We start from the raw sequence: 19,587 nt of genomic DNA on the forward strand, positions 1-19,587 counted from the left end.
TGGTCGAGGATCTCACCCGGGAGTGCCGGGTGGCGAACGCATTTGTGCCCCCTCCCCGTACCATTTCGGGACGAGATCACCTGAACCCGCCTGCCGTACGAGTGAGAGGCCCGCCATGTTCCGCGCCCGGGGAGTGTGGTGTCTGCTGGGCGCCCTCCTCGCGGTGCTGCTCGCCGGGATCCCGTCGACGGCGGCCGGGGGCGGCCCCCCGAAGGCCGCCGGCCCGACGACGACCTTCGCGCGGGCGACCGCTCTCGTACCGACCCCTCTCGTACCGGGCGCCTCTTCGCGCCCCGCCACGACACCGCAGCACGCCGCCTCGGTGGGCTCCGGGCAGGGCCCGTCCTGCGCTCCCGGCGGTGGGGACCACGGCGGGATCCCGGCCGTGCCGCCCCGCTGCGGTGACCCACAGCACGCCGCCCCCGCCGCCCGGGTCGCGGCGGAGCAGCCGGCGGCCTGGCGGACGACACCCGTACGGGTCCTCGTCCGCGGGCCCGACCGAACGACGCCGGGCCCCGTGGAGCTGTCCGTGATGCGGGTCTAGGAGGACCGGTCGTTCCCGCCGGTCCGTCCTTTCACCCGCACCCCGCAGCTTCGGAGCACCCGCATGTCCCCTTCCCCCTCCTCTTCCTCCTCCCGCAAGCCCTCCCCGCGCCGGCCCCTGCTGATCGCGGCCGGGGTCGCCATCGCCGCCGTCACCCTCGGCCTGGTCTCCTGGCAGGCCACCGCCCCCGAGGAGCGCGGTGACTCGGGCGGCGACGCGGCCTCCGCCCGCCCCGCGCCGCAGGCCAACCCCGAACTGCTGAAGCTCGCCCGCCGCGACGCCGGCGACAAGCTCGCCGTCGGCCGCGCCGACGCGCCCGTCGTACTGATCGAGTACTCCGACTTCAAGTGCGGCTACTGCGGCAAGTTCGCCCGGGACACCGAACCCGAACTGGTGAAGAAGTACGTGGAGGCCGGCACCCTGCGCATCGAGTGGCGCAACTTCCCCATCTTCGGCGCGGAATCCGAGGCCGCCGCCAAGGCCGCCTGGGCGGCGGGCCGACAGGACCGCTTCGAGCGGTTCCACTCGGCCGCCTACGCGGAGGGAGCCAAGGAGAAGGGCTTCGGCGAGGCCCGACTCACCGAGCTGGCCCGCGAGGCCGGAGTGCCCGACCTGGAGCGCTTCAAGCGGGACATGGCCGGTGAGGAGGCCGCCGCGGCGGTGCGCGCCGACCAGCAGGAGGGCTACCGCATCGGCGTCACCTCCACCCCGTCGTTCCTGGTCAACGGGCAGCCCGTGGCCGGCGCGCAGCCCCTCGACGCCTTCGAGGCCGCCATCGCCCGCGCCGAGGCGGCGGCCCGGAAGTGACCGACATCGGATACCTGGCCGCCCTGCTGGGCGGCCTCCTCGCGCTGCTCAGCCCGTGCAGCGCCCTGCTGCTGCCCGCCTTCTTCGCGTACTCGATCGACTCCACGTCACGGCTGCTGGCCCGCACCGGGATCTTCTACGCGGGCCTGGCGAGCACCCTCGTACCGCTGGGCGCGGCCGGCTCGTACGCGGGCCGGTTCTTCCACGGAAACCGCGAGACCCTCGTCCTCGTCGGCGGCTGGCTGATCATCGCGCTCGGGATCGCGCAGATCCTCGGCCTGGGCTTCGCCTCCCGGCGGATCGCGGAGCTCTCCGGACGGATCCGGCCGACCACCGCGCTGTCGGTGTACGCGCTCGGCGCCGTCTACGGCCTGGCCGGCTTCTGCGCCGGCCCGATCCTCGGCAGCGTGTTGACCGTGGCCGCCGTCAGCGGCAGCCCGGTCTACGGCGGCCTGCTGCTGGCCGTCTACGCCCTCGGGATGGCCGCGCCGCTGTTCCTGCTGGCCCTGCTGTGGGACCGCTTCGAGCTGGGCCGCAAGCGCTGGCTGCGCGGCCGGACCATCCGGGTGGGCCCGCTCGGGCTGCACACCACCTCGGTGCTGTCGGGGCTGTTCTTCATCACCCTGGGCGCGCTGTTCCTGATCTACGACGGGGCGAGCGCGCTGCCCGGACTGCTGGACGTGGACGACTCGTTCGCGGTGGAGCAGCGGGTCCGCTCGATCGCCGACGCGGTACCGGACTGGGCGCTGCTCGGCCTGGTCGCCGCCGCCGCGGGGGCGGTCGCCCTGACGCAGTGGCGCCGAACGGTCCGAAGCGCGAAGGACGAGACGCACGTGAAGGACGCGGCGGAGGCGATGGAGGAGTGACGCAAGAAGGCCCCGTCCGAGGACGGGGCCTTCTTTCTTGTGGCTGGGGCCGGGGTCGAACCGGCGACCTATCGCTTTTCAGGCGATCGCTCGTACCAACTGAGCTACCCAGCCACGAAACTCTTACGAGCTTCAGCGAACCTGACGGGACTTGAACCCGCGACCTCCACCTTGACAGGGTGGCGAGCTAACCAACTGCTCCACAGGTCCTTGCAATGTGCGAGACAAGTCTCGCACACGGTTTTGCGTACCCCCAACGGGATTCGAACCCGTGCTACCGCCTTGAAAGGGCGGCGTCCTGGGCCACTAGACGATGAGGGCTAAAGGCCCGCCGGGCACTTTGCAGCGCGTCGGGGACGTGAGAAGCATATGGGATCCGGGGAGCTATCGCCAAAACGGTTTCCCCCGGAGCGACAATGACGGGGTGCTGGAGATGACGCGCGAGGAGTTCGAAGAGCTCGTCGCAGAGGCCTTGGACCGGATTCCGCCGGAGCTCACGCGGCTGATGGACAACGTGGCGGTCTTCGTCGAGGACGAGCCGCCCGCAGACGATCCGGAGCTCCTCGGGCTCTACGAGGGGACCCCGCTCACCGACCGCGGCGAGTGGTACGCCGGGGTGCTGCCCGACAGGATCACGATCTACCGCAACCCCACGTTGCGGATGTGCGAGGACCGGGAGAGCGTGGTCGCGGAGACGGAGGTCACCGTGGTCCACGAGATCGCCCACCACTTCGGGATCGACGACGAGCGACTGCACGCCCTGGGCTACGGGTGAGCCGGTGACCGGCACCGACGAGGAGGACGCCGCGTCGATCGACCCCGACGCCGATCCACCCGGGAGCACCGAACCGCGGGGACGCGTCCTCGGGGCCATCGCGGTCGGCGGGGCGATCGGCGCCTCGGCGCGCCACGGGGCGGCCCTGCTGTGGCCGGCGGACCCCGGGGCCTTTCCCTGGGACACCTTCTGGGTCAACGTCCTGGGCTGCGCGCTGATCGGCGTGCTCATGGCGGCGGTCGCCGAGGACGGCCGCACCTCGCCGCACCCGCTCCTGCGGCCCTTCCTCGGTATCGGGGTGCTCGGCGGCTTCACCACCTTCTCCACCTACGCCCTGGAGTTCTCCGGGCTGCTCGACGAGGGCCTCGTCCCGACCGCGCTGACGTACGCCGGTCTGACGGTGGTGGCCGCGCTGGGCGCGGTCTGGGCCGGTGCGGCGGTGACCCGGGCGGCGCTGCGGGAACGGGGGCGGGCGTGAACTGGCTGCTGGTGGTGGCCGGCGCGGTGGTCGGGGCGCCGCTGCGGTACCTGACGGACCGGGCCGTGCGCGGCCGCCACGACTCGATCTTCCCCTGGGGCACGTTCGTCGTGAACGCCGCCGCCTGCCTGGTGTTGGGGGTACTGGCCGGGGCGACGCTGGCCGGTGCGGCCTCCTCGCGGCTCGGCCTGCTGCTCGGCACCGGACTGTGCGGGGCGCTCAGCACGTACTCGACGTTCTCGTACGAGACCCTGCGACTGCTCGAGCGCGGCGAGCGGTTCCTCGCCGCGGCGAACGTCCTGGCGTCGGTGCTGGTGGGGCTGGGCGCCGTGCACCTGGGCTCGCAGGTGTCCGGCCGGCTCTTCGGCTGAGGGCGTGTCTCTTACGGGGTACGGGGAGTTGGGCACATTGACCCGCTCATGCGGAACACTCCGCTGCTCCCCGTCCCGGAGGTGCCACCCGTGCGCCAGTTGTCCGCTTCCCTCCGATTGGCCGTCACCGCGCTCGCGGTGGCGGCGTCGGCAGGCTGCATGAGCGTCGGCGAGAACGCCGCGAAACCCGGCCCCTCCGCCTCGGTGGACGCCAAGGACGCCGCCGCCTCGGCCGGCGGCACCGTCTCCGGGCGGGGCTCCGGCGTCCACGGCAACGGCCGCGGCGCGAAGGACGGTACGGGGACCACCCCTGACGGCAAGACCGTCGAGCCGGGCAAGGCCTCCGGCGCGACCGGGGCCTCACCCAGCCCGGGCGCGCCCGCCAAGCCGGGCGCCCCCTCGCCGTCGGCCGGCCCGGGTGGAGGCGCGGGTGGCCAGGGGCCGCAGCAGCCGACGGGCGGGGGCTCCGCCGCGGGTGGTGCCGCCGGTTCCGGCGGCTCGGGTTCCGCCGGTACGGGATCGGGGTCGGGATCGGGTTCCGGCGGTGGCGCGGCCGCCGGTGGGTCCGGAGGGTCGAATCCCACTCCGCCTGTGGTGGAACCCACTCCCGAACCGCCTGTGACACAGCCCACCCCGGAGCCCACTCCGCCGCAGCCGGAGCCCAGTCCTCCGGTCGTCGGGTAGTCGTATCGGGGAGGTTCGTCGGCGGTTGTCCGGCTCTGTCCTCCGGGGATCGTCGCAGGTCAGGTGCCTCTTGGGGGGAGCGACTTGCCAGACCCCCAGGAGGGTGCGTATGGTTATAGATCGTTTGATCCCATTGCCCGGCGCCGAATCCGAAGAGCGCCGTGTGGCGCGTACTCCCTAGCCGTGGCTGACCGCATTGAGGCGGTCGATTTGCGATTCACGGAGTTTGGGCGCGTGCCGAGACTCCGGAAGGTTTCGCATTTCGCATGTCCATTTCCAGTTCTGACCGCACCGTCATGCCCGAGAACGACTCGAACGAGATCGTCACCGCCGAGACCCTCGCGGTCACCGAGGCCATCGAGGCCGCTGAGGCGAACGAGATCATCGAGGCTCTTGAGGCCGACGTGACCGACCAGTCCATCGACGAGGCCGACGAGGCCGACGCCGAACCCACCATCACGTTCAGCGACCTCGGTCTGCCGGACGGCATCGTGCGCAAGCTCGCCCAGAACGGCGTCACGAGCCCCTTCCCGATCCAGGCCGCGACCATCCCGGACGCCCTGGCCGGCAAGGACATCCTCGGCCGAGGCCGCACCGGCTCCGGCAAGACCCTCTCCTTCGGTCTGCCGACCCTGGCCTCCCTGGCCGGCGGGCACACCGAGAAGAAGAAGCCCCGCGCGATCATCCTCACGCCGACCCGTGAGCTCGCGATGCAGGTCGCGGACGCCCTCCAGCCCTACGGCGACGTGCTCGGCCTGAAGATGAAGGTCGTCTGCGGCGGTACCTCCATGAGCAACCAGATCTTCGCTCTGGAGCGCGGTGTCGACGTCCTCGTCGCCACCCCCGGCCGACTGCGCGACATCATTAACCGCGGTGCCTGCTCCCTGGCGAACGTCCAGGTCGCGGTCCTCGACGAGGCCGACCAGATGGCCGACCTGGGCTTCCTGCCCGAGGTCACCGAGCTGCTCGACCAGATCCCCGGCGGCGGCCAGCGCATGCTCTTCTCCGCCACCATGGAGAACGAGATCGGCACCCTGGTCAAGCGCTACCTGACGAACCCCGTCACGCACGAGGTCGACAGCGCGCAGGGCAACGTCACGACCATGACCCACCACGTCCTCGTCGTGAAGCCGAAGGACAAGGCGCCCGTCACGGCCGCGATCGCCGCCCGCAAGGGCCGCACGATCATCTTCGTCCGCACCCAGCTGGGCGCCGACCGCATCGCCGAGCAGCTCATCGAGGCCGGCGTGAAGGCCGACGCGCTGCACGGCGGCATGACGCAGGGCGCCCGTACCCGCGTCCTCGCCGACTTCAAGGACGGCTACGTCAACGCGCTCGTCGCCACCGACGTCGCCGCCCGCGGCATCCACGTCGACGGCATCGACCTGGTCCTGAACGTGGACCCGGCCGGCGACCACAAGGACTACCTGCACCGCTCGGGCCGTACCGCCCGCGCCGGCAAGTCCGGTGTCGTCGTGTCGCTGGCGCTCCCGCACCAGCGTCGCCAGATCTTCCGCCTGATGGAGGACGCGGGCGTCGACGCCTCGCGCCACATCGTCCAGGGCGTCGGCGCCTTCGACCCCGAGGTCGCCGAGATCACCGGCGCGCGTTCGCTGACGCAGGTCCAGGCCGACTCCGCGAACAACGCCGCCAAGCAGGCCGAGCGTGAGGTCGCCGACCTCACCAAGCAGCTGGAGCGCCTGACCCGCCGCGCCGGCGAGCTGCGCGAGGAGGCCGACCGCCTCGTCGCCCGCTCCGCCCGCGAGCGTGGCGAGGACCCGGACGCCGCCGTGGCCGAGGTGGTCGAGGCCGCCGAGGCCGAGGTCGCGGCCGCCGTGGCCGAGCCCGTCGTCCAGGAGCGCACCTTCGAGCGTCGTGACGACCGCGGCAACTTCGAGCGTCGTGACAACCGTCGCGACGACCGCGGTGACCGCGGTGGCGACCGTGGCGGTTTCCGTTCCGGTGGCGACCGTCGTGACGACAACCGTGGTGGCGGCTTCCGTTCCGGTGGTGACCGTCCGTCCGGTGGCTTCCGTTCCGGTGGCGACCGTCGCGATGACAACCGTGGTGGCGGCTTCCGTCGCGACGACCGTCCCTCGGGCGGTTTCAACCGTGACGACCGCGGTGGCGACCGTGGCGGCTTCCGCTCCGGTGGTGACCGTCCGTCCGGTGGCTTCCGTTCCGGTGGCGACCGTCGCGATGACAACCGTGGTGGCGGCTTCCGTCGCGACGACCGTCCCTCGGGTGGCTTCAACCGTGACGACCGCGGTGGCGACCGTGGCGGCTTCCGTCGCGACGACCGCCCCTCCGGTGGCTTCCGCTCCGGTGGCGACCGTCCGTCCGGTGGCTTCCGCTCCGGCGGCGCCGGCGACCGCCCCTACGGCCGTCGTGACGACAACCGCCCCTCCGGCTCCGGTTCGACCGGCTCGACCGGTTCCTTCGGTGGCCGTCGTGACGACAAGCCCCGCTGGAAGCGCAACGGCTGACGTCTGAGCGTCATCTGACACGGGCTCGGCCCCCACGGCACTCCGGTGCGGTGGGGGCCGAGCCCGTTTCCGTTGCCGTTCCTGGTTCCCGCTTCCCGTTCCCGTGGAGGCCCTCGAAGGCCGCGCGCGCCACGCTGCGGGCCCGGGGCGGCCGTCCGGCACCGGAGCGCCGCGACGCGCCAACTGCGCCCGAGAGCACCCGGAAACGACGGAGCGCCCCGCCTGGCCGAAACCAGACGGGGCGCTCTGTGCCAGGTCGGAGGCGTGACCTCCGACCGCGAGCTGTAGGCCATGTCGGACTCGAACCGACAACCAACGGATTAAAAGTCCGCTGCTCTGCCAATTGAGCTAATGGCCCTCGGCGTGCTCACCCCAGAGCATAGCCGCAGAGGGGCGCGAGGCCGATCGGGTATCGACCGGAGCGGCCCGGCGGTTTCCCGCCACCGGTGGTCGGCGCCCTTCGCTCGGGCGCGCACGCGGCGGATCCACCCGCCTCCGAGCCCTGGTGAGGGCCCGTCCGACCGGCGAGGCGCGCGCTTCCCACTGGCGGGGTGGGCCCCCGCGAGGGCTTCCGAGGGCCGCCCCGGATCCATTCTTAAGCCCTCTGACCTGCGATGATGCCGTTCCAGGGGGTTCCCGGAGGGTTAATTGGCGGGGGCCATCCCCCACATGACGTAGAGTTGTGTTTACCGACGCGGGGTGGAGCAGCTCGGTAGCTCGCTGGGCTCATAACCCAGAGGTCGTAGGTTCAAATCCTGCCCCCGCTACTCAGTACGAAGGCCCGGTCCCCTCAGGGGGACCGGGCCTTCGTCGTTCCCGCACTCCGGCCGCGCCTTCGTTCTCACCCGGCGTCCGTGTTTTCGTCACCCGTACGGCCCCGGCCCGGTCGCCCGCGGACCTTCACGACGCCAGCCTTGAGGGGCGATGCGGCGGTGGCCCGCACCCGTGCGAGGGATCGGGCGGCAGGAGACGGCGTGGTGGGGCTGGGCCGGCAGGGCGAGGACGCGGGCGCGACCGGTGCCGGGGGCGGCGTGTCCCGGCTGGTGGTCCGGGTGTTGCCGGCGATCCTGATCGCCTTGGGGTTCGTCTTCGACCTGGTGACCCCGCCGAGTTTCACGGGTTCCCCCTTCTTCTCGGCGGCCCCGCTGATCGCGGCGCCGTTGTTCTCCCTGCGCACGACGTTCCTGACGGGCCTGGCCGCCTCCCTCGCGGTCGTCGTGCTGCACGTCCACAACGGCACCAGTGGGCGGGCCGAGTCGGTGACCGAGCTGGCGACGGTGGTCACCGTCTCCGGATTGGCGCTCCTGATCAACCGAGTCGTACGGCGCAGCGGCAAGGAACTCGCCTCGGCGCGCGGGATCGCCGAGGCCGCCCAGCGGGCCGTGCTGCCGACGCCCGCCGATCGGATCGGGGGGTTGCACGTCGCCGCCTCGTACGAGGCGGCGCAGGCGGACGCCTTCATCGGCGGGGACCTGTACGCCGTCCAGGAGACCCCGTACGGGGTGCGGCTGGTGGTGGGTGACGTGCGCGGCAAGGGGCTGGGCGCGGTGGAGACCGTCGCGGTGGTGCTGGGCGCCTTCCGGGAGGCGGCGGAGTACGAACCGACGCTGGAGGCGCTCGCGCGGCGGCTGGAGCGCGCGTTGACCCGGGAGGGGACCCGGCGCGACAGTCTGGACGCGGTGGAGGGGTTCACGACGTGTGTGCTCGGCGAGGTCCCGAAGGGGTCGGCGGTGCTGCGGCTCGTCAACCGGGGCCACCCCGAGCCGTTGCTGCTGCACCCCGACGGGGCACTGGTGGTGCTCGCGCCGGCCGTGCGCGCGCTGCCGCTGGGCATGGGCCTGGGCGCGCTCTCGCCCGACCGGGCCGAGGAGTGGCCGTTCCCCGAGGGCGGCACGCTGCTGCTGTACACGGACGGGTTGACGGAGGCCCGGGACGCGGAGGGGAGGTTCTACGACCCGGCGGGCCGGCTGCGGGGGAGGGTCTTCCCCGGACCCGACGAACTGCTCGACGCGCTCAACAGCGATGTGCGCCGGCACACGGGCGGCGGGGCGACCGACGACATGGCGTTGCTGGCGGTGGGCCGCCCGGCGCGGGGGCAGCCGGAGCGTCGGCGGACGGTCCCGGTGGTCAGCCGCGAGGATCCGACGTGAGAGGCCGACGTGAGGGGCCGCGCGAGGAGCCTGGCGTAACGGTGCGTGTCCGAAGTGGCGCACTCCGTTAAAGCCCTGACGGGCCGTCACTTGGCCACTGTGGCTGAAGTGGTGAGGGTGTGCACTGATTTTTGCCCGAGTTGAACACTATTGGGCCCAATGTCCAGGCCAAGGCTGTTCAGGCAGTGGCCGATTGGTGTTAACGATCAATCGCAACAGCTTGGAATCACTCCCCCGAGTCTATTACCGTTCGATAACGCAGCGCGGTCGTCCCGGCCGTCGCAAGAGACGGCGCCGCGCGCGTTCCCCTGCTTTGAGGAGTGTGCCCCCGTGGCCTCCAACTCGCCTGCCCACGACGGCGTCGACATCCAGGAGTCGCCCACGGCGGGCGCCTGGGGCGAGTGGAACCCGACCGAGGACTCGGCCCGGCCGCTCCGCGGCAAGCACCGCGTCCTCAAGCCGCGCGGCGGACTGGCCCGCAGCTCGACCGTGCTCGGTGTCGGGGTCATCGCCGCCGTCGGTGCGGGCGGCATAGCCACCGCGCAGGACCGCCCCCAAGTGGCCATCACCATGCCGTCGTTCCCCGACCTGCTGGGCGACGACGACCACGCCTCCGGCGTCGCGGACGAGACCGTGCGGGCCGCGCGGGCCGCGAGCATCCCGCAGCAGATCGGCGGGGGAGAGCGGACCCAGGGCCAGGCCGACGCCGGCGAGGCACTGCTGAACCGCCTCCTCCAGCAGGCCGAGACCCGGGCGCACGACGACGACGCCCGACTCAGGGCGGACGCCGAGCGCGCCGCGCAGGAAGCCGCCGCCCAGGAGGCCAAGGCCAAGCGGGAGGCGGCCGAGAAGGCCGCCGCCGAGAAGGCGGAGCAGGCCGCGAAGGCCGAGAAGGCCCGGGTCGAGGCCGAGAAGGCGGCCGCCTTGGCCGCCGAGGCCGCCGAGGCCGCCGAGGCCGCCGCGGCGGCCAAGGCCGAGGCGGAACGTCCCGCGCAGGCGTCCGGCGACTTCGTCCTGCCGACCTCCGCCTACACGCTCACCTCGCACTACGGCGACTCCGGCTCCATGTGGTCCTCCGGCCACCACACCGGCCTCGACTTCGCCGCCCCGACCGGCACCCCGGTCAAGGCCGTGGGCAGCGGGAAGATCACCTCGGCCGGCTACTCCGGGGCGTACGGCTACCGGATCGTGCTCCAGCTCGATGACGGCACCGAGATCTGGTACTGCCACCTGTCCTCCATGTCGGTGACCTCCGGGTCCGTGGACGCGGGCGACACCATCGGCCGTGTCGGCGCCACCGGCAACGTCACCGGAGCCCACCTCCACCTGGAAGTCCGCCAGGGCGGCTCCACGATGGACCCGCTCGCGTGGCTGCACTCCAAGGGCCTCAACGTCTGACCGCCCCGGGGCCCCCGACCACCGGAGCGCCCCTCCCCGACCCCGTGCGGCCTCAGCGTCTGACGTCGGCCGCGGGCCGCCTCTCGTCCGCGCGCCTCGGTGCCGGTACCGCGGTCAGCGTCGCCCGCCCCGAGGCCGGGACCGGGTCGAACCACGGCGGAAGCAAGTCCTCCATCACGGCCGCCCGCGCGAGAGCGGGCGCCGCCGTGGCCCGACGCAACCACATCCTCCCGAGCAACTCCCGCTCCCGCTGCGCGAAATCCGGCTCCCGGCCCGGCCCGCCGCGGCGGGCGCGGTGGCGCAGCAGGGCGAGCGCGGCGGCGTCCGACTGGTACCGGGCGACGGTCCGGCCGGCCGCGCGGCCACCGGTGCGCCGGGCCAGGGCGCGGGCCAGCGACCGGGCGGGCATCGACGCCAGGGCCGGTACCTCCGCCCGGCCGAGCCAGCCGGCGGCGGCGTACACCGCGAGTTCGGCGGCGACGGCCCGCAACAACCGACGCCGGGTCCGGACGGTGAGCCACAGCAGCAGCCCGAACGCCGGGACCATCACGCAGCCGTAGACCACGTAGAACCCGTACTCCCCGAACTCCGACGAGCTGTTCCACAGCGCGTGCAGAGCCATCGCGCAGGCCAGCCCGAGCAGCGACAGCCCGATCCGCGCCGACCGGCGCGAGCGCAGCAGGCCGGCGCCGAGACCGAGGCCGGTGAGCACCGTGAACAGCGGGTGCGCGAACGGCGACAGGACGATCCGTACGAAGAAGGTCGCCGCCGTCAGGGAGTCGAGCACGCCGGTGCCACTGGACAGGTCCTCGTCGAAGGCATTGCCCAGGTACAGGATGTTCTCGGTGAAGGCGAAGCCCGTGGCGGTGAACCCGGCGAGCACGAAGCCGTCGACCGGGCCGGCGAGTCGGCGTCTTCGGAAGACGAGCACCAGCACCAGCGCGGCGGCCTTGGCGCTCTCCTCGACGACCGGGGCGATGGCCACCGAGCCGAGCTGATCGGCGTCGGTGGGATCGGCGGTGGCCGCGGCGATCCACTGGGTGGCGAAGCTGTTGGCCAGTATGGCGATCAGCGCCGCTGTCCAGGCGCCCCAGCCGAAGCAGAACAGCGACTGCCGCCACGGGCCGGGCGCGGCCCGCCCCGACCACCGGAACGCCGCCATGAGCGGTGGTACCGGCAGCAGGGCGAGACCGAGCCCCACGAAGAAACCGGGTGTGCCGGTCTGCTCCCGCACGAGTTCGAGGATCGCGACCCCGGGCACGGCGAGCAGCACGACGAGCACGCACGTACGGGCCCGGCCCGACGGACGTGCGAGCACACCCGTGAGCGCTCGATACACGCCATCACCCTAGCGAGCGGCTCTGACACACGGAGTGACGTTGTCAGTTCTCCGAGCGACGGAAGAGCAAGTCGTGTACGACGTGCCCCTTGTCGAGGCCTTGGCCCTCGAAGCGGGTGAGCGGACGGAAGTCGGGGCGGGGCGCGTAGCCGCCGTCCGCCTGGGTGTTGTCGAACCGCGGGTGCGCGGTGAGGACTTCCAGCATCTGCTCGGCGTACGGCTCCCAGTCGGTCGCGCAGTGCAGCACCGCGCCGGGCGCCAGACGGGTGGCGGCCAGATCGAGGAACTCGGGCTGGATCAGGCGCCGCTTGTGGTGGCGGGCCTTGGGCCAGGGGTCCGGGAAGTACACGCGCAGCCCGGCGAGGGAGTCCGCCGGCAGCATCTCGCGGAGCAGGATGATCGCGTCGCCGTTGGCGACACGGACGTTGGTCATGCCGCCCCGCTCGGCGAGCGCGAGCAGGTTGCCCTGGCCGGGGGTGTGCACGTCGGCGGCGAGGATCCCGGTGTCCGGGTCCGCGGCGGCCATCTGCGCGGTCGCCTCGCCCATCCCGAAGCCGATCTCCAGGACCACCGGCAGCCCGTCGAACATCGCCTTGAGGTCGAGGACCTCGTGCCCGTCGATGTCCAACCCCCAGGTGCCCCAGAGCCGTTTCAAGGCCTCGCCCTGCCCGGTGGTCACCCGGCTGCGGCGCGGCTGGAAGCTGCGGATCCGGCGCTCGTGGTGCGAGCCCGCCGGGTCGGGCGCGGGCCCGTCCGGGAAGCGGGGCTCGGTGCGCCACTTGGGAGGCGTGTACGTGGCGCCGCCCTCGGGGGCGCTCGGCGGCTGGGGATTCATGGGCTCAGACACAATGCGCCGATTCTACGACCCGGCCCACCCCGCCGCCCCTTCCCGGCCCGCCGGGTCATCGGGCCGAGGCCGCCGGACCAGGTCGTCGGGTCGGACGAGGTCGTAGGGTCGGGTCGTCGGGTCGGGCCAGGTGGCCAGGTCTTCGGGTCGGGTCGTCGGGTCGGTCAGCTCGTGTGCAGGGTGGCCAGGGCGCGCCGGGCCACCTCGCGCCCGATCGGAAGCGACGCGGTCGCGGCCGGCGACGGGGCGTTGAGGACGTGCACCGTGCGCGGCGCCTCCCGGATCAGGAAGTCGTCCACGAGCGTCCCGTCGCGCAGGACGGCCTGCGCCCGCACCCCGGCCGCGGCCGGGACCAGGTCCGAGGCCGCCACCGCGGGCAGCAGCCGCCGCACGGCCTCGGTGAACGCCCGTCTCGACAGCGACCGCCGGATCTCGCCGGCGCCGTACCGCCAGTGCCGCGCGGCCATCCGCCAGGACCCCGGCCAGGCGAGCTCGTCGGCGAGGTCCCGCGGCCGGACCACCCCCCACCCGTACCCCTCCCGGGCGAGCGCCGGCACCGCGTTCGGGCCGACGTGGACACCGCCGCCGATGCCCCGGGTCAGGTGCACCCCGAGGAAGGGGAACGCCGGGTCCGGCACCGGGTAGACCAGGCCCCGGACCAGCGAGGGCCGCGCCAGGTCGTAGTACTCGCCCCGGAACGGCACGATCCGCATCCCCGGGTCGTCGCCGGCCAGCCGCGCGATGCGGTCGCACTGCAGCCCGGCGCAGTTCACCAGCACCCGCGCCCGCACCACCGTGCCCGACGTGGTGCGCACCGCGACCCCGCCGGAACGTCGCGAGATCAGGTCGACCGCGCCGCCGTAGACGATCTCCGCCCCGGAGGACTCCGCCAGCTGGGCGGCGACCTGCCCGTAGTCCACGATCCCGGTCGTGCCGACATGGATCGCGGCCAGCCCGCGCACCTCCGGCTCGTACTCCGAGATCTGGGCCGGGCCCAGCTCCCGCACAGGGATGCCGTTCTCCCGGCCCCGCTGGACCAGCGCGTGCAGCCGCGGCAGCTCGGACCGCTCCGTGGCGACGATCAGCTTGCCCGTCACCTCGTGCGCGATCCCGTGCTCCGCGCAGAACTTGACCATCTCGGCGGCACCGCCGACCGCGAACCGCGCCTTCAGCGAGCCCGGCCGGTAGTAGATGCCGCTGTGGATCACACCGCTGTTGCGACCGGTCTGGTGCCGGGCCGGGCCGGGCTCCTTCTCCAGGACGACCACCCGGGTCCCCGGGGCCAGCCGCGCCAAGGCATGCGCTGTCGACAGGCCGACGATTCCGCCACCGATCACCAGTACGTCGCAGTCCACGCCGCCGCCCACGCTGACACCTCCCACCCCTGCATACTGCACCCCGCCACCGACAACGTGGCTACGCGGGGGCGACCAGCAGTGGCCGGGCCCGTTCGCGCAGCTCCACGACACGCGGTTCGTCGCCGTACGGTTCCAGCCGGTGCAGCAGGTCCCGTACGTACTCGTTCGTCCGCGCGGAAGAGATCCGTCCCGCGACCTCTACTGCCCGGGTACCGGCCGCGCACGCCGCGTCGAGGTTGCCCGACTCCAGCTCCGCGACCGCGCTCACCACCAGGCGCAGACCGTGCGAGCGCACGTACTCCTCGGTCGGGCGGGACAGCGCCTGCTCGGTGAAGCGGCGGACCTGCCGGGGGAGTTTGAGGTCTCGGTAACATTCCGCCGCATCCGCCGCGAACCGGTCGTAGGAGTAGAAACCCAGCCAGGTCGGATCCGCGTCGCCCTCCCGGGCCCGCTCCAGCCAGCCCTCGGACGCCCGCAGCGCCGCCCCGGCGGCCACCGGGTCGCCGGCCTTCGCGTGCGCCCGGGCCTCGACGAGGCGGAAGAAGCTCATGGTGCGGGCGGTCGCGAGGCCGCGGTTGCGCTCGACGGCGGCCTGGGCCAGGTCCACGCCCTCGTCCGGGAAATCCCGGTAGGTCGCCTGGAGGGACATCGAGGCGAGCACGTACCCGCCGAGCGGTACGTCCGCGGCGGCCCGGGCGAGCCTCAGCGCCTGGATGTAGTAGCGCTGGGCCGCTTCCTGCTGACCGGTGTCGAAGGCCATCCACCCGGCCAGCCGGGTCAGTTCGGCGGTGGCGCCGAACAGCGCGCGCCCCACCTCGTCGGTGTACGAGCCGAGCAGTAGGGGCGCCGCGTCCACCCGCAGGCACTCCGGGACCATCGAGGAACGCCAGTCGCCGCCGCCGTACTTGGAGTCCCAGCGGCGCGCGTCCTCGGCGGCCTCACGCAGCTTGGTGACGTCGCTGTGGCCCACGCGCTGCGGGAACACCTCCGCCGGCGCCGGGGCCCCCTTCGTCGCACCACCCGGCTCGCGCGGGGCGTGCGCGGTGCGCGGCGTGGACGCGACGCGCGGGGTCTCCGGGATCCGCGGGACCACATCGGACGGCGCGGAGGCCGTGGACGGGACGGAGGCCGTGGACGGGACGGAGGCCGGGGGCGCGGTGGACGACGGGGGTGCGGTGGGCGGCGCCTCCGCCGGGAGTTCCCGCGCCTGCGACTCGCCCGAACCGGCCTCCGGCTCGCGCGCGACGGAACTGTCGGCGGGGGATATCAGCCAGCGCGAAGCGGGCGTCGCGTACGCGGACACGGCGAAGGAGCCGGCCAGCGACTGCCAGATCCCGCCACCGCCCCGCCGGCCCGCGAGGTCGAGCCGGTACAGATCCGTGGCCGACCGCACCGCCGCCCCCACGTCGCGGGGGAAGGCCAGACCGACCTCCGGCGCGGGGTCGGCGTCCGCCAGCCCGATCTCGTGCAGCGGCACCGGCCGCCCCAGCTTCGCCCCGATCGCGGCGGCGATCAGATGCGGGGCGGCGCCCTGCGGCACCATCCCCTTGGACACCCAACGCGCCACCGACGTCTTGTCGTACCGAAGCGTCAGGCCGCGCTGTGCGCCGAGGTCGTTCACCCGCCGGGCCAGCCCCGCGTTGCTGATGCCCGCGAGGGCGAGGACGGCGCCGAGCTTCTCATTGGGCTCGCGGAGCTCCCTGGACATGCGCCACCCCTCGTCACACGCGGAACGCAGACGCCGCCGGGGCATAGGCGCCCGGCATTTCGTAAACCCAGCGTAGTTCCCCGCCTCCCAAGCGTTAAGGCCTCCACTTCCGTATGGCGGGATTGTTGTCCGTACGCACAGTCGGGGTGGGGCCCACACCCGGGGCGCACGTGTCAGCGCGTGCTCCGTCCGTGTGGCCGTGCGCCCGTCCGTGCGCTCTGGCTGCCCCCCGGGCCCGACGATTCGATGTGCGGTGCGTGGGTCGGCCCGCCGCGTGGATCGGGTGGGCCGGGGGACGCCGCTGCCTCAATCCCCGCGGGTGGCGGAACGGTTCGGGGGGTGGTTCCCGCCTCCCGGGCCGCGCCCCGGGAACCCGGGCGGCGCGGGAAATCAGTACGGCCGAAGAATGGCCGAAACCGACCTATGGGACGCCGGGCACGGAACGCCAAATACCGCGTGGCGGGGGCGTGTTCGTTTGCATGTGCGCCCCCCTTAACCCCTCTCGCACGCCTGTCTCGTGGCAGCATGGACCCCGAGCCACCCGGGGTCCGTACGGTCGCGCCCGCACGCCGACCACGCTGTACGTGCCCCGGTCATGTGCCCACAGGCTGGGGAGGCGGCGGCGTGCGCTGGTTGGTCGGGTGGAGCAGTATCGCCGCGAGCTTCGGCACGGCCGGACGCGTCTCCGGCCAGGGCGTTTCCGGTTCCGCGTACGGGTCCTCGCACCGACCCGGCGCCGACGGCCCCCCGTACGGAACCGCCTACGCGGACCCCCCGCACGGCGGCATCGCCGACGCGGCCCACCCCGACGACCCCGCCGCCCAGGACGCCGAACGCACCGTCCAACCCGTCGGCGCCCAACTCCTGTGGGGCGACCCCGACCCCCTCTGGGCCGTCGGCGACTGGCGCCCCGACGAGATCCGCACCGTCACCGCCGACCCCGCCGACCCGTTCACCCGGCTCGCCGTCCTCGGCTGCTGCGGAGCCACCGACGCCGAACTGCGCCGCGCCCTGTACGCCGCCCGCGGCGGCGCCCTGCGCCACCTCACCCAGTGGTCCGGCAGCTACACCGCCGTCGTCCAGGCCGGCCGCCGCATCACCGTCCTCGGCGACCTCGCCGGCGCCCGCCCCGTCTTCTACACGCCCTGGGCGGGCGGCACCGCGTACGCCACCGCCGCGCTCCCGCTCGCCGACCTCATCGAGGCACAGCTCGACATCGGCCACCTCGCAGCCCTCCTGGCCTGCCCCGACAGCCCCGAGGCACTGGGCGACGGCACACCGTACGTCGGCGTTCGACGCATCCCGCCCGGCCACACCCTGATCCTGCGCGAGGGCTCCCGCGAGATCACCGGCTACGAATCCGTGGCCTCCCTCGCCGTGGCCGCCCCCGAGGCCGACCCCGAGCGCGCCGTGGAGGGCGTGCGCGAAGCATTGGTCGACGCGGTGCGCGCCCGGCTCACGGCGCCCCGCCATGCCCCCGACACCCTGCTCCCCGACCCCGGCCCCGTGCCCGGAATGGGACCCGCCGACCGCCGCGCCGCCCGCGGCGCCCCCGCACCGGGCGTCGGCGCCGACCTCTCCGGCGGCAGCGCCTCCGCGACCCTGGCCCTCCTCGCCGCCGGCCTCCCCGGCTCCCCGGGCACCGTCCTGCGGCAATCCGGCGAACGCCTCCTCGCCGTCACCTTCAACGACCTCGCCACCCCCCAGGGCCGCGAGGGCGAACTCGAACGCGCCCACGCCATCGCCGCCGACCCCCGCCTCCACCACGTGGTCGTGGCCGCCGCCGAGGAAGCCCTCCCGTACGCCGAACTCGACGGCCCGCTCACCGACGAACCCGGCCCCTCCCTCGTCTTCGCAGCCCGCGAACGACGCAGACTCGCCGCCGGCTCCGCCGACCACTTCACCGGCCACGGAGCCCGCCAGGTCCTCGACGCCCACCCCGCCCGACTCGCCGACCTCCTGATGGACCGCCGCAGACGCCACCTCCTGCGCCCCGTCGCAGCCCTCGCCCGCTCGGCCGCCGGCGAGTCCTTGTTCGTCCCGCTCACCGTCTACTCCGCCGCCCGCCGCCTCGCCCGCACCCCGTACCGCGCGGGCATGGAAGCCGCCGCCGCCCGACTGCGCGACGGAGCCCCCTCGGCCGGCGCCCTCACCCCCGTCGACGCCTCCCTCGCCGCCCTGACCTGGTCCCGCCCCGGCCCCGCCGCGGGCTGGCTCACCGGCGAAGCCCTCGCCGAGGTCGCGATCCGACTCACCGCCGCCGCGGGCCGCCCACCCCTGTCCCTGCGCCCCGGCGAAGCCCGCGCCCGCGCCGTCCTCGCCCGCCACGCCGCCGACCACCGGGTCTTCGAGCAGGCCGTCGAGGTACGCAGCCAACGCCTGCACGCCCCGTTCCTCGACAACCAGGTCGTACGGGCCGCCCGCGCCCTCCCCGAGTCCCTGCGCGTCCAACCCGGCGCCCGCGCGACGATCCTGCGCAGCGTCCTGTCCTCCGCCGGAGTACGCCAACTCCCGCCCGGCTGGGGCGTCACCGCCCACGCCCCCAACGAGACCGCGACCCGACTGGGCCTGCACGCCGCCCTGCCCGACCTGCTCGCCCTCTTCGCCACCCCCCTGCTCGCGGACGCGGGTCTGATCGAGGCCCGCGTCGTGCGACAGGCCCTGCTCGACGCGGCCGACGGCCGGCCGGTCCCCCTGGACGGCCTCGCCGAACTCGTCTCCATGGAACTGTGGCTCCACCGCCTCCTCGCCCGCCGCGGCACCTGCTGGACGGGCACCACCGCCCCCCGCCGCCGAGCCGTCCCCACAGGCATCCCCCACTGCCGCCCAGCCCTCTCCTGACACCCCGCCGCCGCCCCCTGGCACCCCGGGACCGCGCCGCATCCAGCCCCGCCGCTCCCAGATCCCCGGGGCCGCGCCGAATCCAGCCCCGCCGGCGTTTGAGGCGCCCGGCGCAGCCGGGGCCGGCAGCGACGCGGCGGCACGCGGCACGGACAAGCACCCCCAAGCACGCGGCACGCGCCACGCGCCACCCGCCACGCCGCCACAAATCCCCACCCACCCCGGCCAGGGGAAGGGCAGAATTGCCCGGTGCAGTACCTCCTCCTCGGTCCCACCGAGGCCCGCGACGACTCCCACGCCCCCCTCCCCATAGGTGGCGCCCGCCTCCGCGCCCTCCTCGCCTCCCTCGCGCTCCGCGCCGGTGCCCCGCTCGCCGTCACCGTGGCGGACCTCGTCGACGAGGTGTGGGGCGACGACCCGCCCCGGGACGCGCCCGCCGCCCTCCAGGCCCTCGTGTCCCGGCTGCGCCGCGCCCTCGGTGCGCGCGACCGCGTCCTCGCCGACCCGACGGGCGGCTACCGTCTCGCCGCGGCCCCCGAGGACGTGGACCTCCACCGCTTCACCCGGCTCGCCCGCGATGGCGCCCGACAGCTCGACGACCCCGCGACGCCCCCCGCCATCGCCGCCGCGACCCTCCGCTCCGCCCTCGCCCTCTGGCGCGGCCCGGCCCTCGCCGACCTTCCGGAGCCGGCCCGCTCCGCCCTCGCCGCCGCCCCGGAGGCCCTCCGTACGGCCGCGCGGCGCGGCCGCGTCGAGGCCGAACTCCGGGCCGGCGCCGCGGACCCGGCGTCCCTGCTGCCCGAGCTGGACGCGCTGATCCACGAGCACCCGTACGACGAACCCCTCCGCGTGCTCCAGCTCCGGACCCTGCGCGCCGCCGGCCGCCCCGCCGACGCCCTCGCCGCGTACGAGCGCACCCGCCGCACCTTCGCCGA

The 19,587-nt window shown here is 73.9% G+C and carries 16 protein-coding genes and 5 tRNA genes; 13 read left to right on the forward strand and 8 right to left on the reverse strand.

The genetic code is table 11. From position 1 onward, the window contains the following. Window positions 1-115: 115 nt before the first annotated feature. The 3 genes from ADK55_RS18860 to ADK55_RS18870 all read left to right on the forward strand — a co-directional run bounded on the left by ADK55_RS18860 (window position 116) and on the right by ADK55_RS18870 (window position 2,217). Window positions 116-544, forward strand: coding sequence for a hypothetical protein (locus tag ADK55_RS18860; RefSeq protein ID WP_053680263.1), 429 nt, complete (start codon window positions 116-118; stop codon window positions 542-544). Between the two features lie 63 nt (window positions 545-607). After that, the gene (locus ADK55_RS18865; protein WP_053680265.1) at window positions 608-1,351 is read left to right on the forward strand and encodes a DsbA family protein; all 744 of its coding nucleotides are present in this window, start codon (window positions 608-610) and stop codon (window positions 1,349-1,351) included. Continuing rightward, on the forward strand, window positions 1,348-2,217 hold the full coding sequence (locus tag ADK55_RS18870) for a cytochrome c biogenesis CcdA family protein (RefSeq protein ID WP_053680267.1): 870 nt from the start codon (window positions 1,348-1,350) through the stop codon (window positions 2,215-2,217). The genes ADK55_RS18865 and ADK55_RS18870 overlap by 4 nt, the downstream gene beginning before the upstream one ends. Before the next feature lie 40 nt (window positions 2,218-2,257). Here the strand turns inward: ADK55_RS18870 and ADK55_RS18875 are convergent. From ADK55_RS18875 to ADK55_RS18885, 3 genes are all read right to left on the reverse strand, one after another. After that, window positions 2,258-2,331: transfer RNA gene (locus tag ADK55_RS18875), tRNA-Phe, on the reverse strand. A gap of 22 nt (window positions 2,332-2,353) precedes the next feature. Continuing rightward, window positions 2,354-2,427: transfer RNA gene (locus ADK55_RS18880), tRNA-Asp, on the reverse strand. Window positions 2,428-2,465: 38 nt separating this feature from the next. After that, a tRNA-Glu gene (locus ADK55_RS18885) sits at window positions 2,466-2,538 on the reverse strand. 103 nt (window positions 2,539-2,641) lie between these two features. On the opposite strand from ADK55_RS18885, the gene ADK55_RS18890 reads away from it, so the two are divergent. The 5 genes from ADK55_RS18890 to ADK55_RS18910 all read left to right on the forward strand — a co-directional run bounded on the left by ADK55_RS18890 (window position 2,642) and on the right by ADK55_RS18910 (window position 7,011). Then, complete coding sequence (locus ADK55_RS18890) at window positions 2,642-2,992, forward strand: metallopeptidase family protein (RefSeq protein WP_030012899.1); 351 nt, start codon at window positions 2,642-2,644, stop codon at window positions 2,990-2,992. 4 nt (window positions 2,993-2,996) lie between these two features. Further along, the gene (locus ADK55_RS18895; RefSeq protein WP_053680269.1) at window positions 2,997-3,470 is read left to right on the forward strand and encodes a FluC/FEX family fluoride channel; all 474 of its coding nucleotides are present in this window, start codon (window positions 2,997-2,999) and stop codon (window positions 3,468-3,470) included. Further along, entirely contained in the window at window positions 3,467-3,841 is a 375-nt protein-coding gene (gene crcB, locus ADK55_RS18900; RefSeq protein WP_053680271.1) for a fluoride efflux transporter CrcB, read from the forward strand. The genes ADK55_RS18895 and crcB overlap by 4 nt, the downstream gene beginning before the upstream one ends. A gap of 48 nt (window positions 3,842-3,889) precedes the next feature. Then, complete coding sequence (locus ADK55_RS18905; protein WP_053680272.1) at window positions 3,890-4,525, forward strand: hypothetical protein; 636 nt, start codon at window positions 3,890-3,892, stop codon at window positions 4,523-4,525. Window positions 4,526-4,791: 266 nt separating this feature from the next. Then, entirely contained in the window at window positions 4,792-7,011 is a 2,220-nt protein-coding gene (locus ADK55_RS18910; protein ID WP_078999109.1) for a DEAD/DEAH box helicase, read from the forward strand. A gap of 285 nt (window positions 7,012-7,296) precedes the next feature. Here ADK55_RS18910 and ADK55_RS18915 read toward each other — a convergent pair. Further along, window positions 7,297-7,369 (reverse strand) — tRNA-Lys (locus tag ADK55_RS18915). A 335-nt stretch (window positions 7,370-7,704) separates the two neighbouring features. Here ADK55_RS18915 and ADK55_RS18920 point away from each other — a divergent pair. The 3 genes from ADK55_RS18920 to ADK55_RS18930 all read left to right on the forward strand — a co-directional run bounded on the left by ADK55_RS18920 (window position 7,705) and on the right by ADK55_RS18930 (window position 10,559). Beyond that, window positions 7,705-7,778, forward strand: a tRNA-Met gene (locus ADK55_RS18920). A gap of 216 nt (window positions 7,779-7,994) precedes the next feature. Continuing rightward, a complete protein-coding gene (locus tag ADK55_RS18925) occupies window positions 7,995-9,161 on the forward strand; it encodes a PP2C family protein-serine/threonine phosphatase (protein ID WP_420713643.1) in 1,167 nt (388 codons plus the stop codon). A 330-nt stretch (window positions 9,162-9,491) separates the two neighbouring features. Then, on the forward strand, window positions 9,492-10,559 hold the full coding sequence (locus ADK55_RS18930; RefSeq protein ID WP_053680278.1) for a M23 family metallopeptidase: 1,068 nt from the start codon (window positions 9,492-9,494) through the stop codon (window positions 10,557-10,559). A 52-nt stretch (window positions 10,560-10,611) separates the two neighbouring features. Here ADK55_RS18930 and ADK55_RS18935 read toward each other — a convergent pair whose 3' ends face one another. The 4 genes from ADK55_RS18935 to ADK55_RS18950 all read right to left on the reverse strand — a co-directional run bounded on the left by ADK55_RS18935 (window position 10,612) and on the right by ADK55_RS18950 (window position 15,811). Continuing rightward, window positions 10,612-11,898: a PrsW family intramembrane metalloprotease gene (locus ADK55_RS18935; protein WP_053680280.1), complete on the reverse strand. Its 1,287-nt coding sequence runs from the start codon at window positions 11,896-11,898 to the stop codon at window positions 10,612-10,614. A 43-nt stretch (window positions 11,899-11,941) separates the two neighbouring features. Next, a complete protein-coding gene (gene trmB, locus ADK55_RS18940) occupies window positions 11,942-12,733 on the reverse strand; it encodes a tRNA (guanosine(46)-N7)-methyltransferase TrmB (RefSeq protein ID WP_053680283.1) in 792 nt (263 codons plus the stop codon). A 176-nt stretch (window positions 12,734-12,909) separates the two neighbouring features. Beyond that, window positions 12,910-14,142, reverse strand: coding sequence for an L-2-hydroxyglutarate oxidase (gene lhgO / locus ADK55_RS18945; RefSeq protein WP_053680285.1), 1,233 nt, complete (start codon window positions 14,140-14,142; stop codon window positions 12,910-12,912). 19 nt (window positions 14,143-14,161) lie between these two features. Beyond that, entirely contained in the window at window positions 14,162-15,811 is a 1,650-nt protein-coding gene (locus ADK55_RS18950; protein WP_053680286.1) for a hypothetical protein, read from the reverse strand. A 624-nt stretch (window positions 15,812-16,435) separates the two neighbouring features. Between ADK55_RS18950 and ADK55_RS18955 the strand changes: the two genes are divergently transcribed. Both ADK55_RS18955 and ADK55_RS18960 read left to right on the forward strand, forming a co-directional pair. Then, on the forward strand, window positions 16,436-18,652 hold the full coding sequence (locus tag ADK55_RS18955; RefSeq protein WP_420713642.1) for an asparagine synthase-related protein: 2,217 nt from the start codon (window positions 16,436-16,438) through the stop codon (window positions 18,650-18,652). Between the two features lie 249 nt (window positions 18,653-18,901). After that, on the forward strand, window positions 18,902-19,587 hold a 686-nt coding region (locus ADK55_RS18960), incomplete at its 3' end, for an AfsR/SARP family transcriptional regulator (protein WP_199826562.1).

The organism is Streptomyces sp. WM4235 (assembly GCF_001279725.1).
In the GTDB taxonomy this organism is placed as follows: domain Bacteria; phylum Actinomycetota; class Actinomycetes; order Streptomycetales; family Streptomycetaceae; genus Streptomyces.